This window comes from Acinetobacter rudis, from assembly GCF_000829675.1.
Taxonomy (GTDB): domain Bacteria; phylum Pseudomonadota; class Gammaproteobacteria; order Pseudomonadales; family Moraxellaceae; genus Acinetobacter; species Acinetobacter rudis.
Window position 1 is genome coordinate 86,554 of record NZ_BBRX01000019.1, and the last position, 16,786, is coordinate 103,339.

The 16,786-nt window shown below is 38.3% G+C and carries 18 protein-coding genes; 11 read left to right on the forward strand and 7 right to left on the reverse strand.

The features are described from left to right. Positions 1–53: 53 nt before the first annotated feature. A complete protein-coding gene (locus Aru01_RS04260) occupies positions 54–686 on the reverse strand; it encodes a TetR/AcrR family transcriptional regulator (RefSeq protein WP_040330988.1) in 633 nt (210 codons plus the stop codon). A gap of 320 nt (positions 687–1,006) precedes the next feature. Between Aru01_RS04260 and Aru01_RS04265 the strand changes: the two genes are divergently transcribed. The 5 genes from Aru01_RS04265 (at position 1,007) to Aru01_RS04285 (ending at position 5,600) form a co-directional block, all read left to right on the forward strand. Further along, complete coding sequence (locus tag Aru01_RS04265) at positions 1,007–1,384, forward strand: hypothetical protein (RefSeq protein ID WP_016654526.1); 378 nt, start codon at positions 1,007–1,009, stop codon at positions 1,382–1,384. Positions 1,385–1,478: 94 nt separating this feature from the next. Then, the gene (gene dnaJ / locus Aru01_RS04270) at positions 1,479–2,597 is read left to right on the forward strand and encodes a molecular chaperone DnaJ (protein WP_016654525.1); all 1,119 of its coding nucleotides are present in this window, start codon (positions 1,479–1,481) and stop codon (positions 2,595–2,597) included. A 170-nt stretch (positions 2,598–2,767) separates the two neighbouring features. Beyond that, the gene (locus Aru01_RS04275; protein WP_016654524.1) at positions 2,768–3,556 is read left to right on the forward strand and encodes a fatty acid desaturase family protein; all 789 of its coding nucleotides are present in this window, start codon (positions 2,768–2,770) and stop codon (positions 3,554–3,556) included. 172 nt (positions 3,557–3,728) lie between these two features. After that, positions 3,729–4,541, forward strand: a complete 813-nt coding sequence (dapB, locus tag Aru01_RS04280) for a 4-hydroxy-tetrahydrodipicolinate reductase (protein ID WP_016654523.1) — start codon at positions 3,729–3,731, stop codon at positions 4,539–4,541. Positions 4,542–4,766: 225 nt separating this feature from the next. After that, positions 4,767–5,600, forward strand: a complete 834-nt coding sequence (locus Aru01_RS04285; RefSeq protein ID WP_016654522.1) for a metal-dependent hydrolase — start codon at positions 4,767–4,769, stop codon at positions 5,598–5,600. 27 nt (positions 5,601–5,627) lie between these two features. Here the strand turns inward: Aru01_RS04285 and Aru01_RS04290 are convergent, their stop codons facing one another. Beyond that, on the reverse strand, positions 5,628–5,966 hold the full coding sequence (locus Aru01_RS04290; protein ID WP_016654521.1) for a DMT family protein: 339 nt from the start codon (positions 5,964–5,966) through the stop codon (positions 5,628–5,630). A 175-nt stretch (positions 5,967–6,141) separates the two neighbouring features. On the opposite strand from Aru01_RS04290, the gene mpl reads away from it, so the two are divergent. Beyond that, on the forward strand, positions 6,142–7,512 hold the full coding sequence (mpl, locus tag Aru01_RS04295; RefSeq protein WP_016654520.1) for a UDP-N-acetylmuramate:L-alanyl-gamma-D-glutamyl-meso-diaminopimelate ligase: 1,371 nt from the start codon (positions 6,142–6,144) through the stop codon (positions 7,510–7,512). Positions 7,513–7,569: 57 nt separating this feature from the next. Here mpl and Aru01_RS04300 read toward each other — a convergent pair whose 3' ends face one another. Beyond that, positions 7,570–7,854: a GNAT family N-acetyltransferase gene (locus Aru01_RS04300; RefSeq protein WP_016654519.1), complete on the reverse strand. Its 285-nt coding sequence runs from the start codon at positions 7,852–7,854 to the stop codon at positions 7,570–7,572. Positions 7,855–8,012: 158 nt separating this feature from the next. On the opposite strand from Aru01_RS04300, the gene Aru01_RS04305 reads away from it, so the two are divergent. After that, the gene (locus Aru01_RS04305; protein ID WP_016654518.1) at positions 8,013–9,191 is read left to right on the forward strand and encodes a sugar transporter; all 1,179 of its coding nucleotides are present in this window, start codon (positions 8,013–8,015) and stop codon (positions 9,189–9,191) included. 39 nt (positions 9,192–9,230) lie between these two features. Here Aru01_RS04305 and Aru01_RS04310 read toward each other — a convergent pair whose 3' ends face one another. Genes Aru01_RS04310 through Aru01_RS04320 form a run of 3 tightly spaced genes read right to left on the reverse strand, consistent with a single transcriptional unit; the run spans position 9,231 to position 11,821 of the window. Continuing rightward, positions 9,231–10,523, reverse strand: coding sequence for an MFS transporter (locus Aru01_RS04310; protein ID WP_081407213.1), 1,293 nt, complete (start codon positions 10,521–10,523; stop codon positions 9,231–9,233). Next, positions 10,459–10,860: a carboxymuconolactone decarboxylase family protein gene (locus Aru01_RS04315; protein WP_016654516.1), complete on the reverse strand. Its 402-nt coding sequence runs from the start codon at positions 10,858–10,860 to the stop codon at positions 10,459–10,461. The genes Aru01_RS04310 and Aru01_RS04315 overlap by 65 nt, the downstream gene beginning before the upstream one ends. Then, positions 10,838–11,821, reverse strand: coding sequence for an aKG-HExxH-type peptide beta-hydroxylase (locus Aru01_RS04320; RefSeq protein WP_016654515.1), 984 nt, complete (start codon positions 11,819–11,821; stop codon positions 10,838–10,840). The genes Aru01_RS04315 and Aru01_RS04320 overlap by 23 nt, the downstream gene beginning before the upstream one ends. 732 nt (positions 11,822–12,553) lie before the next feature. Here Aru01_RS04320 and Aru01_RS04325 point away from each other — a divergent pair. Then, positions 12,554–13,507 (forward strand): TerC family protein, encoded by a 954-nt coding sequence (locus Aru01_RS04325; protein ID WP_016654514.1) that lies wholly within the window; start codon positions 12,554–12,556, stop codon positions 13,505–13,507. A 48-nt stretch (positions 13,508–13,555) separates the two neighbouring features. Here the strand turns inward: Aru01_RS04325 and Aru01_RS04330 are convergent, their stop codons facing one another. After that, entirely contained in the window at positions 13,556–14,113 is a 558-nt protein-coding gene (locus Aru01_RS04330; RefSeq protein WP_016654513.1) for a nucleotidyltransferase family protein, read from the reverse strand. Positions 14,114–14,202: 89 nt separating this feature from the next. Here Aru01_RS04330 and guaD point away from each other — a divergent pair, with 89 nt between their 5' ends. The 3 genes from guaD to Aru01_RS04345 all read left to right on the forward strand — a co-directional run bounded on the left by guaD (position 14,203) and on the right by Aru01_RS04345 (position 16,709). Then, complete coding sequence (gene guaD / locus Aru01_RS04335; RefSeq protein WP_016654512.1) at positions 14,203–15,549, forward strand: guanine deaminase; 1,347 nt, start codon at positions 14,203–14,205, stop codon at positions 15,547–15,549. A gap of 193 nt (positions 15,550–15,742) precedes the next feature. After that, on the forward strand, positions 15,743–16,270 hold the full coding sequence (gene hpt / locus Aru01_RS04340) for a hypoxanthine phosphoribosyltransferase (protein ID WP_016654511.1): 528 nt from the start codon (positions 15,743–15,745) through the stop codon (positions 16,268–16,270). A gap of 187 nt (positions 16,271–16,457) precedes the next feature. Continuing rightward, entirely contained in the window at positions 16,458–16,709 is a 252-nt protein-coding gene (locus Aru01_RS04345; protein ID WP_016654510.1) for a GlsB/YeaQ/YmgE family stress response membrane protein, read from the forward strand. The last annotated feature ends 77 nt before the right edge of the window (positions 16,710–16,786 follow it).

Sequence of the window (16,786 nt, forward strand, 5' to 3'; positions counted from 1 at the left end):
CTGTTTACATTAAATCCCTCTTTTGATCACTTATTTGATGTTTTTTAGATCGTTTAACACTCTAACTTTTTAACTGGATATTTCAATAGGAATATTTGCATACTGTTTTCAATAATTTGCAGCTTTTCTAATGCAGTAGGTAGATCACGCATCCCCAACAATACCTCATAATGACGTAAACCCAATAACAATGACAAAATTAATGTCGCCTGTTGTTGATAATCGGCATCAGATAAAAATTCTAATGTGGCGGCAGACTGAAAGAAATCTTCCCATAACAACCGCATACGGCAATGAGATGCGTTGAAAAACTGCTTAACCAGAGGGCTTTTTTCAGCAGCCAATTCAATTAACAAATGCTCAAGTTTAATCGAACCAGGTAGATACAGTACCGATAATGTCAGCTGACAGGCTTGATAAAAACACTGATGGAAATCACTGTTGGTGTCTAATAAAAATCGCTGTGCTTGGATTGACTGTTCACATGCCTGTGCGATTGCACAAGTAAATAACTTTTCTTTATCTTGAAAATGATTATAGACCGTTAATTTAGTCACGCCCGCGGTTTTTGCAATTTCATTCATACTCGAGCCATGATAACCCGATTTAAGAAAAACAGTTTTGGCAGCTGCTAAAATTCGTTTGCGCTTTTCACTGTCTTTCGGACGTCCAGCACTTAGACTTATCTTATTATCCAAAATATGATCCTGTACTTATCAAATGAAATATTGAACAAATATGAAGCGAGCACTACAAAAATAATGCACAATACTCATGAGTCTAACCCAAGTTAAATGATGTTTTATGCTCTTTTAACCATCGTTATGTGATTTCTTCTATAAAAGTTATGAAACACATGATCAATACATATCTTTTTTTATGAAAAAGTCGTGCTAAAGATTGAAATTTTCAATAATATAGCGATAGCTATTCAACTGATAATAACATTTGAAATATCATTGCGGCTTTATGATAGCCTGCAATGTATAGAGGTAAAAAAATACCCATGGGGCAAGATAGTTTAGAACAACATCGTCGTTATATGACCTTGGCTTATGTTTTCCTTTTTCTTGCATTGTTCACCATTGTAAGTGTTGTTATTTCATACTTCCTTGCACGTCAAGTTGCTAAAGTTGATCATGCAGAGGTTTGGATCCAAGCACATGCTTTTTGGGTGATGCGCAATGCAGTACTGTATTCATTATTAGCCATGTTTGCTGCACTCTGGTTTATTCCATTGGCCTTTTTTCCTTGGGACAGTTTCCTTTGGGTTAAGGCCTGTACTGTGCTGGGCGTAATTTTCAGTTCTATTGCTTGGTTATATTTATTAAATGCCTGGTTTAAAGGATTTAACCGCTATATGAAGAAGAAAGCAGTATTTTGAGTTTTTTTAAGCCGCTTCGCTTGTAAAACAACAGCCCAACCCCCACTTAAGTTCGCAGTAAATTACAATCAGATTCTGTGGAGCACCGCCAATTATGGCTAAACGTGATTATTATGAGGTTTTGGGCGTATCAAAAACCGCTAGTGATGATGAAATTAAAAAAGCCTACCGTAAGTTGGCAATGAAGTATCACCCTGACCGTAACCCAGACAATGCCGAAGCTGAAGAAAAATTTAAAGAAGCAGCTTCAGCTTATGAGGTTCTGTCAGACGCTGAAAAGCGCAGTATGTATGACCGTATGGGACATAGTGCGTTTGAAGGTGGTGGCGCAGGTGGCTTCGGTGGTCATGGCGGTGGTTTTAGTGCCGAAGATATCTTTAGCCAATTTGGCGATATTTTTGGTGGCGCTTTTGGCGGTGGTGGCCGTGGCCAGCAACGTCAACAACGTGGTTCTGATTTACGCTATGTCATGGAGCTTACCCTTGAGGAAGCTGTTAAGGGCGTTAAGAAGACCATCAGCTTTACTGCACCAGCACCTTGCGATAGCTGTGACGGTAAAGGTTCAAAAAATCCAAATGATGTTGAAACATGTAAAACCTGTCATGGTGCAGGCCAAGTGCGCATGCAACAAGGTTTCTTCTCTGTACAGCAAACCTGTAGCACATGTCGTGGTCAAGGTAAGATCATTAAGAACCCATGTAACAAATGTCATGGCTCTGGTGTTTCTGACCGCCAACAAACACTTGAAGTGACTATTCCTGCCGGTGTTGACAACGGCGATCGCGTTCGTCTAACAGGCAAAGGTGAAGCGATTCGTGATGGTCAAGCAGGTGACCTCTACGTTGAAGTTGTTGTACGTGAACACGAAATCTTCCAACGTGACGGTGCTGATCTTTATATGGATGTACCTGTAAGCATTGCGGATGCAGCGCTAGGTAAAGAAATCGAAATTCCAACACTCGAAGGTCGTGTTAGCCTCAAAATCCCTGAAGGCACCCAAACCAGTAAAATGTTCCGTTTACGCGGTAAAGGGGTAAAACCTGTACGTTCAAGCATGCAGGGTGATTTACTCTGCCGTGTTGTTGTTGAAACACCTGTGAACTTAACTGCACGTCAACGTGAGTTACTCAAAGAGCTTCAAGAAACTTTAGATGGTGATGACCAAAAATCTTCACCAAAGAAGAAATCGTTCTTTGACCGTTTGTTCGATTAATTACGACAACATGTTTTAGATCATCGAATCAGGCCACTCATTTAGTGGCCTGATTTTTTTAGTGGCTATGTTTATAAAAATAATTAATTTAAATAGATGTATCTTAATATTGAGTAAAATCAGTACAGACGATATATTTTGAAGTTAATCATAATTATATTTTTTAAACAATGAATACTCATCATCAAATATTACAACAGGTTGAGTGGCGAGACTTACTCCAATTAAATACATGGGATCGTATTTCAGAATTATTGATTTCGTCACCTTGGTTAATTACTTCCTGTTTCTTTGCCTATAAATCTTGGTATTTACTTGCATTGTTTTGCTCATTTATGTTCTTTCTGACTGGGCTTCGACAGGTACATAATGCTTTTCACTTTGCTTTAGGCATAAATAAAAAACTCACACATTATTTTATGTTTCTATTGAGCATGCTCATGCTGGGTTCAATGCATGCCGTACAAATTAACCATTTACGTCATCATCAATACTGCATGACCGAAGAAGATATCGAAGCAAAAAGTGCCCAAATGTCTTGGTGGCAAGCCTTTTTATTTGGTCCAATCTTTCCAATTCTTCTGCATAAAAAAGCCCTAGAAGTTGCAAGTAAAACGCAAAAAAGATGGATCATTGCAGAGTTGATTGGCAATGCCATAGTGCTGATACTGATTTTTGCTGTTTTAGATATCACATGGTTAAAATATCATGCCTTGGTCATGTTAGTTGGACAGTGTATGACTGCATTCTTCGCAGTCTGGACCGTCCATCACGATACAGAAGATCATGTATATATGGCACGAACACTACGCCATGAATTAAAAAGACTCATGACTTATAATATGTTCTTACATGTAGAACACCATTTGTTCCCAGCAGTACCCACTCGCAAACTGCATATCCTTTCCAAGCGATTAGATCGCTATGACCCTAGTGTTGAAATTAGAAAGGTATTTTAGCGTTGTCTCTCTTTTAGCAATGCGCTCAACACAATCATCATCAACTGAGGCCGTTCATATAAACGGCCTTTTTTGATCATGACTAAGCCTTTAAATTCTCTTGAGATTACTCGCCAAGTGGCGAAGTTTTGTTATAGTAAGCCTAGATTGAAATCGAGACGAAGGAACTATTATGTCGGGGACTCCACGTATTGCCATTTTGGGCGCAAGCGGTCGCATGGGACGTATACTTATTCAAGCAGTGCATCAGGCTGGCTATCAACTTGCTGCTGCAATTGTACGTTCTGAAAGCTCATTGATTGGCACTGATGCAGGTGAGTTGGCTGGCATTGGCCGTCTCGGGGTGCAAGTAACCAGTGACTTAAAAGCAGTATTGGATCAATGTGATGCTGTAATTGACTTTAGTACGCCAGCTGCCACTGAGCTACATTTAAAACTGTGCCAAGATGCTGGTGTTGCGATTGTCATTGGGACAACAGGTATGTCTGATGAACAAAAACAACAGCTTGATCAAACAGCACAGCACATCCCCGTTGTCTATGCGGCAAACTACTCTGTGGGTGTCAACGTTTCTATTAAACTTTTAGAACTCGCTGCTAAAGTTTTTGCAGATACTGTAGATATCGAAATTATTGAAGCACACCATCGTCATAAAGTTGATGCTCCATCAGGTACAGCACTGATGATGGGTGAAGCAATTGCAGATACCCTAGGTCGTGATCTAAAGAAAGTTGCTGTTTACGGTCGTGAAGGTCATACAGGACCACGTGAGCGCGAAACAATCGGCTTTGAAACCATCCGTGGTGGTGACATCGTAGGTGAGCACACGGTCATGTTCATTGGTGAAGGGGAGCGCGTTGAAGTCACACATAAAGCGACCAACCGTATGAACTTTGCTTCAGGTGCAGTCCGAGCTGCAGCTTGGGTGGCTGCTAAACCTGCTGCTAAATATGACATGAAGGATGTCCTTGGTCTAAACGACTGATACATGAATATATGCCTTAGAGAACAGATTGTTGTTCTCTAAGCATTCTCATCTTTCTCGCTCTACTTCTCATTCTTGTTCTGTTCCATATCCCTGACCTAAGGGACAAAACCTCGTCTTTAGAGGACAACTCTTTATATTTAGCTGTCGTTTTATTGATCTTATTTTTTTTTCAACTAAATTAGCCTTGTTAGTTCCTTTTTAGAATCAACAAGGAGATCGTTAATGTCACAGCAAAACAACTATTCAAGAACATCCGCATCTTTTCCTGTACGCCGCATGGATTATCAGTTTACTCATTTACCTAAATATTGGTGCGCCAATGATCCCATTTACACTCACTTTTTTACCGCGCTTTCGACTTTATTTCCTGAGGGTGAAGCCTATTTTGTTCGTAGTGTGCGTAAACTTCGTAGTCAAGTACAACATAATCAACAACTAGACAAAGATATCGGTGCATTTATTGGTCAAGAATCCATGCACTCAAAAGAGCACCATGCCTTTCACCAATCCTCACAACAACATGGTTTAAATCCTGAATCACTCGAAAAAATTACAGGGATTACCCTTAAAGCCATCGAGAAAATCTTTCCTGACAAATGGAACTTGTTACTCACTGTAGGTGTAGAACATTACACAGCAGTACTTGTCGCCTACATGATGAAAGATGTCAATCAACTCATGACAGATGAAACGATCCGCAATCTATGGCTTTGGCACAGTATTGAAGAAACAGAACACAAAGCTGTCGCTTACGATCTTTATCAGGAACTCTACGGCAACAAACTTGATGCTTATATCCCGCGAGTCGCTCTATTTAGTCTTTCCTTAGTCATCATCACCTTACTCACGCACATTTCACAACTGGTCTTGATCAAAAGAGATAAGCAACTACTCAATGTGCGTTCTTGGGCAAAGTTTTTGAAGTTTGGCTTTGATAGTTATCGAATTTTCACACCTAGATTTATCGATTTTTTCCGCTATGACTTTCATCCGAATGATTTTGATGAATCAGCCTTAGTTGAACGCAGCAAAGCTAAAATTGCCCTTAAAAGCTAAACCCACCTCGTCGTGTTGATCAATCGATTATTGACTTCGAAACACAAAGTACACGCAGCCCAATAAACACAAACCAGCCCATAAATAATCAAGTTTAAAAGGCTGCTTAAACATATAAATCATAAAAGGTACAAAAACCAAGAGGGTAAATACCTCTTGGGTAATTTTCATTTGTCCCATGGCCCAGCCCTGATGTGAAAGCATTCTTGTGGCAGGAATCATAAATAAATATTCAAAAAATGCGATGCCCCAACTGATTAAAATAACTTGCCACAGTGGCGCTGCTTGCAAATATTTTAGGTGCCCATACCAAGCCAAAGTCATAAAACAATTGGCGATAATTAACAAAACAAATGCATAGGGCATCAAGTTTTCCTTAAAATCCAGTTTAGCCAGAGTGAAGTTAAATTTTTCTTTTACTACATACAAGAACAGCTTTCTTTTCAGCAGTAGCCTTGCTATCGTTGCTGCAATTTCAATTAAATACGACAACATCACAAAAAAAAAGTGCTGTGTCTATAAAAGTAGTGGAGTGTGAAGTATGCATCTGCATATCTTAGGTATTTGTGGCACCTTTATGGGATCATTAGCGTTATTGGCACGTGATCTTGGCCATACCGTGACTGGATCAGATGAAAACGTCTACCCACCGATGTCCACACAACTGGAAAATGCAGGCATCACTCTCATGCAAGGCTATGACCGTAGCCATTTACAACCACATCCAGATTTAGTGATTGTTGGTAATGCCATGAAACGTGGTATTGATGCCGTTGAATATTTACTTGATCAAGGTCTGGCTTATACTTCTGGTCCACAATTTTTAGCAGATCATGTATTACAAGGTAAACATGTCCTTGGTGTAGCAGGTACACATGGTAAAACCACCACAACAACGATGTTGGCTTGGGTACTGGATCAAGCAGGGCTTGAACCAGGCTTCTTGATTGGTGGTGTACCACTTGGCTTTAGTCAAAGTGCGCGCTTAGGGGCGGGTCAGTATTTTGTTGTGGAGGCCGACGAGTACGATTCTGCATTCTTCGATAAACGCTCTAAATTCGTACATTACCACCCCAAAACTGCCATCTTAAACAATCTTGAATTTGACCATGCTGACATCTTTGATGATCTCGCAGCGATTCAAAAACAATTCCACCATTTGGTACGTACTATTCCTAGTCAAGGCCGCATTATTGCACCAATCACTGAAACACATATTGATGAAGTGCTGGCCATGGGCTGTTGGACTCCTGTAATGCGTACTAGTATTGGGCAAGATGACAACGCTCAGCTTAGTGCAGAACTTATTGCTATTGATGGTACGCACTTCAAAGTCTTGCACAATGGCACAGTACAAGGTGAAGTACAGTGGAGTATGACTGGTCAACACAGTGTCGCCAATGCACTGGCAACCATTGCTGCAGCTGAACATGTAGGTGTTTCAATTGCAGATGCTTGTACCGCCTTATCTAATTTTGGTGGTGTCAAACGTCGTATGGAATTGCTTGGCACAATTGCAGGAATCGAAGTTTATGACGACTTTGCCCATCACCCCACAGCAATCGACACCACTTTAGATGGTGCTCGTAAACGCCTACAACAACGTAAGCTTTGGGCCGTGATCGAACCACGCTCAAATACGATGCGTATGGGAAGTCACAAAGCTGAACTTGCACATTCTGCACGTTTAGCTGACCAAGTCATTTGGTATCAACCTGAAGGCCTAGACTGGGACTTACAACCTGTGGTTGATGCCGCAGCAAACTCTGCATGCATTGCACGTAAACTTGATGAGATCATCGATACCATCGTCAACCAAGCTCAAGCAGGCGATGCTGTCGTAATTATGTCCAATGGCGGATTTGGTGGTTTACATCAAAAATTGGTGCAAGCATTACAAGCAAAAGCCTAAATACACAATGTTCCTCTCCCCAAACAAAAAAATGGGGGAGAGGACATTGCTAAGAACTTAAGCGATCACATCAGCTAGGCTTTGATCTCTTTGGAACATTGTCACTACATAAGAACATGTCGCGGTAATTTTAAGTTGTTTTTCACGCGCAAATTCAACCAGCGCATCAAGTAACTTTCGTGCTACACCTTGACCACGCAAGCTATCATCGACCCAAGTATGATCTGCAATAATACGATGGGGTTCAGCCCATTGATAACGAATCTCTGCGATGCGTTGCCCTTCAGAATTATTAAGAAAAAATAGACCATATTCGGCGTGATCTTCATGTTGAAATTGCATATTTATGATTACCTTTTTATAACGTCTTCATCACACTCTAACAAGCTTTTAAAAAATATCATATATTGCTAAAAAGCATTTTTAAATCAATATAAAGACCTTAACAGTTATCATCATACTCACTACACTCAATCCGTACTCCCAAGTCGAATTTTTTCATGAGCAGCGAACCCCATCAGCAACAGACCACGCAACAATGGCTGGCAGTCATAGCCTTAGCTTGTGCGGCATTTATTGTGAATACGACCGAATTTGTTCCTGTCGCATTACTGAGCGATATTGGCCGTAGCTTTAATTTAGCAAGCACTCATGTTGGGCTGATGATCACGGTCTATGCTTGGGTTGTCGCTTCAATGTCACTGCCCATCATGCTATGGACCAAAAACATTGAACGACGGTTTTTATTATTCGCTCTATTTGGCTTATTTATTTTAGGACATGCATTATCGTATATCGCTTGGAATTTTGAAATTTTACTTGTCAGTCGTGTCGCTATTGCTTTGGCACATGCTTTATTTTGGTCAATTACAGCATCACTGGCTGTACGTGTAGCACCTGCGGGCAAGCAATTCCAAGCTTTAGGTCTCTTGTCGACAGGAACTGCTATGGCGATGGTCTTGGGGATCCCATTAGGACGGATTATTGGTGAGTACTCAGGTTGGCGAAACAGCTTTGCCATCATTGGGCTCTGTGCAGCCATTGTTTGTCTGATACTTGCTAAAACACTACCTAAACTGCCGAGCCAAAACAGTGGCAATTTACATAGCCTCAAACTGTTTCTACAGCGTCCTGCACTGTTGGTTGCCTTTGCATTGACTGTCCTCATGGTGACAGCACAATTCACGGTATACAGCTATATTGAGCCCTTTAGTTTGCATATTGCACAGTTTAGCTCAGCACAAACGACACAGTTTTTATTTATCTATGGTGCTGCGGGCTTCTTAGGTTCGTACTTATTTGGCTTACTTGCACCGCGCTTCCCACATTTGGTGATTCCAGTCTGCTGTTTGAGTCTTGCTCTTTCTCTGCTGTTGTTTTTACCACTTAGCCTAAATATTTATGCTTTCACAGGGCTTGGACTATTTTGGGGGATGACCATGATCAGCCTCAGTTTAGCATTACGCGCTAAGATATTAGACCTATCTTCGGATGCTACTGATGTCGCTATGGCTATCTTCTCTGCACTTTATAATGTCGGGATCGGGGGAGGGGCATTACTGGGTGCAAGCATCGCGCATGATCTTGGACTTAAATATATGGGTTGGATCGCAGCAAGCATCGCCATCTTAGGAACGGTGTTGGCTTATTACCTCACACACCTGCAACGCCGTGTTTGAGTAATTTGGCAGACAATATATTGTAATAAATTGAACAAGCTAAGCCTTATTGGGATAAGCATCGGGGTATAGTTTTACATAATAGTTTTCAATTTCTTGATCATCAAGATTTGTCAAAATGACAAAGTCTTTTAATTGCCAAATTACGATAGCAGAGAAAAATATTAATAAAGAGAAAAGCGCCAATGAAAGATCTAGTTTTCCCGATTCAACCAATAGAGTCGATACAGCAACTCCCACTGGAATCGGAATAATACAAACTGCTAAAAACAAAGATTCAAAAGAATTTCTCAAATGAGTAGGTGTTGCTAAGCAGCGGATCTTAGTTGTATTAATGTTGTACATTACTACACCGATTCCTGTAAAAAGTAGCCCCAGAAATAAAGCAAATATATGGTTTAAAATTAAGATTGATAATAGCCCTAAGACCACGCTCAATATGCTCAAAATTGTAGTTAGGCGAATACCAAATTTTTTATTGAAGGCCCCACACAAAAACAAACTTCCTATAAGCATCCCTAAACCAAATACAGCTTCTGAAATGCCGATTTCAAATGCAGTATATTTATATTTTTCGATAACTAATATAGGTGTTATATACATTAAAGTTGGAGTAAGCACAAAATTAGATAGGGCAGAAACAACAACCAGAACGCGCTCAATCTTGTTATTTAATAATGCCTTTAAGGCAAATGACCCCTCAAAATCACCTGATGCTAAAATATTTTCTTTGGTCTTCACCATCATAAATAGAATAAAAGCTGTTCCAACTGTAGCAGTCAAAATCTTAATTGTTTGTTCAGTAGTGAAATAATTGATAATAAATCCAGAGATCATTGCACCTAAAACAGTATTAATTGAATTTACAAATCCTCTTATTCTAAAAGCTTTTTCGATATTTTCATGGCTAAACAAATTTGGAATTATACTCGAACCAATAGGTTGAATCGCGATACAAAGTAAAGCGCTTTTAATATAGATACTTCCTAGGCCAATCGCTGAGATACTTCCACTAAGCTCAAGTACAATAAGACCAATAAAACTTAAAAAAGAACAAACGATCGGAATCGTTATTTTCTCAAAACGATCTGAGAACCACCCCATAAAAATGAGAACAATAACCTGTGAAAACCATGCCCCCGTAATAAACCAACCGAGCTCAATTTTTAATTGATAGTGTTGGATCATTACCCAAGCGAGTAATATCCCAATAGCACGACAAGAAGATGTAAAAATAACATCTGCTAGCTGGTACAAATAGAAAAATTTATGCCTCATTATCTCGCCCACTTTGAAATTTCCTCCAAGTTTCATCAATGATAACGGCTGCATTCATTGCTCTCGTAAAGCCAGAAAAAATCGAATTCTGTATTAAAATTTCTTCCATATCTTGTCTAGTAAAACCAAGTTTATAAGCTGCTAAACTTTGGAAAGATAGTTGTCTTTCTGCACCACCCATAGCAACTAAAGCAGAAATAGTTGCAATATGTCGTTCTCGGATGGTTAAAACTTCTCGTTGATAAGCATCTTGATATATATTTTTCACTAATCTAGATACTAAAGCTGGCGCTATAGGATAAAGATCTTCTTCAAGTCGTCTTAAGATATCATTATTAAAAGATTTCATTAATTTAATAGTTTTCTCATCAAGAGTTTCTATAATTTTCATTTAATATATCCTCAACATATAAATTACATTTATCTATTATACTTTTCCCGAGATTTGTTAAATTTCCTTTTTCCATAATAACCTTATAACAACTTTTAAATTGCCTTAAGTTTTTTGTTAAATTTAAATAAGCATCTTTATCTTCATCGTTGCTCTTTACTATTTTATAAAAAAATCCAGATAATCTATATAAAACAAAAGCGGCATGATAGATACCATTCATTGTTCTTAATTCTTTTCGTAATGGTGAAGGATATCTTTCATTATCACTATTCAAAACAACTTCATCAACAGTCATAATGGATAAAAGGATTTGATGAGCAGATTCATGTATAATCTTGTCTACTATAAAATAATTTTCTTTTTTTAATATTTCATAATTTATAAAAACCGTACCAAGTTTATTGAAGTCACTACCAGAATAAACAACATCACCTTCTACAGTATTAGATTTAAAAATAAAAAATTCATCTACAATAGTAAATATTTCTTTATAAAGTTCATCATCATATTTCTTTATTATTTCAAATGAATTTTCTAATTTATCTATTACACTGTTACTCTCCATATACTCATCAACACATGAAAAACTGTAAACATCATCTTTAATATTTGAATAAAAATCAAATAATTCAGGCGATAGATTCTCACTATTTGCAATAAAAATTTTTCTATTTTCTAAAATCAAAAGTGGGATAAGATTAAAACAATAACTTATTCTATCCATCAATTTTTTTTCAATAGCATTGCTGATTTCTTTAATTATAAAAAATAAGAATCCACTCGAAAAATTTATCTTTCTATACAAAACAATTATTTCTTTTATTTTATAATGAGTGTCTTTATCTAGTACATTTTCACACACATATAAAACATGCTCTAAAGATGAAAGAACATTTTCCCTTATATTTCCCTTTAAATACATTGATTGTATAAAATTAGGATCACATATAAATTTCATAAAAATCCTTTTTTAAGTAAATTAAGTTTTCATATAAGTAGATAATTTTAATTATCTACCTATATATAAAAATACTATTTATTACCAATAGTCATGATAGTGAGGCACTTAGACTTATTCTTAAGAGCGACTATTTTATTAATATCAAATTTATTTAACATATTATCCACCTTTTATTAACTGATGAGTGATATCAAAAGAAGATATCAAAAATATATTAACCATTTTTATTTTAAATAACACATTAGATAATCAAAAAAAATTTAAATATAAATTGCACATTAATTTAGTTATATTTTTAGCAAATAACAACTGTAACAATGTGTTTTAATGGTAGTTTTTTTAATATTAGCCATTAATTTAAATGACTTATCGATATCTCATATCTGACTTTTAATTCAATAACTACTTTGGTTTTTGATTTAAACCCAAATTTTATTTGCACTCTACTCCTAAATATGTAATTCTTTGCGCATATTTAGAAATGCTAGATTTCTAAAACCCTATTCGTACAAGGGGAGTAGCCTCACCCAAGCATAGTCCGCATCCTCGATGCACTATGTGTCAGAATATCGTCATTACACTCTACGGAGTCGGTATCTGAGCATCATTTTGATTTGAATCAATATTGATGTAGGCAAGACCTTGATCATGTTGGCACAGATGTTTAAAACATCAGGCAACAGGTCAAGGTTTTTTTATGACCATTTGCCGGATGTGGGAGATCACATTATGGATTCAATCGGCAATATCGGGCTATATATTGGATTTTTTACTATCGTTGCAGTCATGCTCTGCATCGATTTTTTAGGTTTTAAAAACAAAAAAGACCAAACTATTTCTATAAAATCAGCAGCGTACTGGAGTATTGCTTGGGTTAGTGTCGCGATGCTCTTTGCAGGAGGTCTATGGCTCTACCTACAAAACACTGTCGGCGTTGCAATTGCTAATCAAAAAACAATGGAATATATCGCAGGTTATTTACTTGAAAAATCACTTGCGATTGATAACGTATTTGTCTGGTTAATGATTTTTGCAGCTTTTGCTATACCGCCTGTATTACAACGCAAAATCTTACTGTATGGCGTACTTGGTGCGATTATATTACGGACCATTTTTATCTTTATTGGTGCATGGTTTGTACAAGAGTTTTCATGGATTCTTTATATTTTTGGCGCGTTCTTGGTCTACACCGGGATCAAATTTTTCAAAGGCCAAGATGGAGATGAAGACATCGAAGATATGCGTATGCTCAAGTGGTTACGTAAACATATGCGGATTACACCTAAATTAGAAGGCAATAAATTCTTTGTCCGTCAAAACGGTGTGCTGTGGGCTACGCCACTGTTTCTTGTTTTGATCTTAGTTGAAGCTTCCGATGTGATCTTCGCTGTTGACTCTATTCCAGCAATCTTTGCCGTCACTAGCGACCCATTCATTGTATTAACTGCAAACTTAATGGCAATCTTGGGCCTACGTGCAATGTTCTTCCTTTTAGCAGGTGCTGCTGAAAAGATGCATTATCTTCCTTATGGCTTAGGCATTATCTTAGTATTCATCGGTGCAAAAATGTTATTGCTTGATGTGTTCCACATGCCTATTTGGATCTCACTTGGCTTTATCGTTATTGTTTTAGCGATCACAACATGGCTGTCCATTCGTTATCATAAAAAACAGTCTGTATAACATTGTATTGCTGTACTCAACGATCACCTTGTTCGTACACGGCCCAAGCTAGAATTTAAGTTTGGGCCATTTTTCTAAAAACCTTTTACTGTGTATACGTTGTAAAAATAGCGCATAACTCACCAAAGTATCATTCCAACGCAGTTTTAACTGCATCAAATCGTCTAGGCCAAAAGGTGCAACGATCTTCAACTGATGATCGTTATCTAATGCAACCGCGATCGCAGTTGCAGTCTCAGGCCAAGTCGCCAGTGCCTGTTCAAGTGATTCATAAGCTTTAATCGGTTGACCTTGCTCAGTGCGATACCAATGATGTACATAAGCCTGATTGACCACATCCCATGTGTTTTCAGGAAATGCCTGTTGCAAAGCCGAAGTCAACTGCTGTTGTTCGTGTTGCCATGTCGTGCCAGCAGTCTGATCAAAATACACTACATCAATCTCAGTTCCAAAGATCTCATAAGGTTGTTGATGTAACGCACTCCAAACCAAGTTACGTATCACGCCTGCAGCCAAATAGGCCTGAGGCTTTAAATGTCGCACGTACTGCAAACGCTGCATCAAATCCGAATGTCCTGCTAACAATTCACAAAAGTCTGAATGCATATTGATGCCGCTGCTCGCATAGGAAATCCAGCATAGTGTCACACAAATCAGGTACAATCAGCTGAAAAAATAATTTAGTGGGTCTATTGATGTCAGCAGTGATTGCTCCGAGTGCCGTTCGTGGCCGTTTTCTTGATATTCAGTCTTTAGTTGAAAAAAGTACCGATATACATGGCCAAGTCCGCTTTATTGAGGATGGGCTATTGATTACTGAACAAGGAAAAATCAAATGGTTTGGTCCTTGGGAACAAGGCCAACAGCATCTTCCTGCTGCACTTCACGTGGAACATTATCCTGAGCAACTGATTATCCCTGGACTGATTGATTGCCATATCCATTTCCCACAAACAGAAATGGTCGGTGCTTATGGTGAACAGCTACTAGAGTGGCTAAATACTTATACTTTTCCAACTGAAATGCAGTTTAAAGATAAGGATTATGCCGATCAAATTGCTGCATTTTTTGTTCATGAGCTACTTAAAAACGGTACAACCACGGCGCTCGTATTTTGTACTGTTCACCCACAATCTGTAGATGCCTTATTTGAAGCAGCAGAACGTCATCACATGCGCCTGATTGCAGGTAAAGTTTTAATGGATCGTCATGCTCCAGATGAACTTTGTGATACAGCTGAAAGTGCTTATGCAGACTCGAAAGCTTTGATTGAAAAATGGCATGGTAAAGGCCGTCACCTCTATGCCATTACACCTCGTTTTGCACCCACATCAACAGCAGAACAACTTGCCAAAGCAGGGCAGTTAAAAGCCGAATACCCAGATGTATATGTACACACTCATTTAAGTGAAAATAAAAATGAAATCGCTTGGGTTAAATCACTCTTCCCAGATCATGAAAATTACTTGGATGTCTATCATCAACATGGCCTAACTGGCCAGCGTTCAGTCTTTGCACATTGTGTGCATTTAGAAGACAAAGAATGGCAATGCCTTCACGAAACTCACTCTGCAATAGCCTACTGTCCGAGTTCCAATCTATTTCTAGGCAGTGGTTTATTTCCATTGAAAAAAACATGGGAAAAACATGTCAAAGTTGGCCTAGGAACGGATATCGGAGCTGGCACAGCATTCTGTCAGTTGAACACTCTAGACCAAGCATATAAAGTGCAACAACTCCAAGGTGAGTCACTTTCTGCCTTTGAAGCGCTCTATCATGCAACTTTAGGTGCAGCTCAAGCACTCGATTTAGACGATAAGCTTGGTAATTTTAACGTAGGTAAGGAAGCAGACTTTGTGGTTCTCGATCTACAAGCAACGGCTTTACAACGTCTAAGACAACAACGTGCCCAAAATATCGAAGATGCATTATTTGCGCTGATGATTATGGGAGATGATCGTAATATTCAATCTACCTATGTTTATGGACAAAAAGCCTATGAACAAAAAAACGCCCAAAGCAGCAGCAACCAAGCACACTAAAACCATACTCGTCATCGTTGGTCTCATCGCCGCAAGTTTAATCTTGCGCGGTGATCAGCCAAAAAAACCATGATGATGTGATTGTATCGGCAAAAAAAGCTGCGCCCATGTCATATATGTTTTAAAATTGGTGGCATCGTTCTGTTTTTTCGCAACAGAAAATTAATTTAAATAAAATCTTAGGTAACCCTCCATGACTGTTGAAATGAGTGTAATGATTTCTACTGAAGAAATTCAGGCAAAAGTCAAACAACTCGGTGAACTGATCAATGCACACTACGCTCAAAGCGAGAAAGAATTGGTATTGATTGGTCTACTTCGTGGCTCTGTAATTTTTATGGCAGATTTGTGCCGTTGCATCGCTAAACCACATGAACTTGATTTTATGACTGTTTCTAGTTACGGCAGATCTACTGTCTCTAGTGGTGAAGTTAAAATCTTAAAAGATCTTGATGGTGAAATTCGCGGTAAAGATGTACTTGTTGTTGAAGATATCATCGATTCAGGCAATACCCTCAGCAAGGTATTGGAAGTTTTAAAAACGCGTGGCCCGAATTCAATTGAACTCTGTACCTTAGTGAGCAAACCATCACGTCGTGAGATTGACTTAGATGTTCGCTTCTTAGGTTTTGAAGTTGAAGACCGCTTTATCGTTGGATATGGCCTTGATTACGATCAAAAATATCGTCATTTACCTTTTATTGGTGAAATTGGTTTGTAATCCTGATCCATTGCGATAATCCATGCAACAGCATGGGTTATCGCTGACTAAATATTATTTATTGACAAAAAATAACAAGATATCTTTACTCTAAAGTACCTTTACGATGAAAAATACAGCAATATTTAATTGTTTTTCTATGTTAGCCTTAAAAAAAGTCATCAAATAAACAAAAGGAAAAAAGCATATGTGGACTCTAATTGTTGCTATTGTTGTGGGCTTTATCGCAGGACTAATTGCACGAGCTATTTATCCTGGGAATAATAATGCAGGTTTCATTGTCACTACTTTATTAGGGATTGCAGGCTCAGTCATTGCGACCTATGGTGGACGCTTTTTAGGGATCTATGCAGAAAATTCATCTGCTGGCTTTATTGCTTCTATCGTTGGCGCTGTTGTGATCTTGCTGCTTTATCACTTCTTCACAAAACGAAGTTAACTTAAAAAATCCAGTCAAATTCTTCAAATGTTGTCAAAAAACCCAAGCTATCAATCGCTTGGGTTTTTATTATTTCG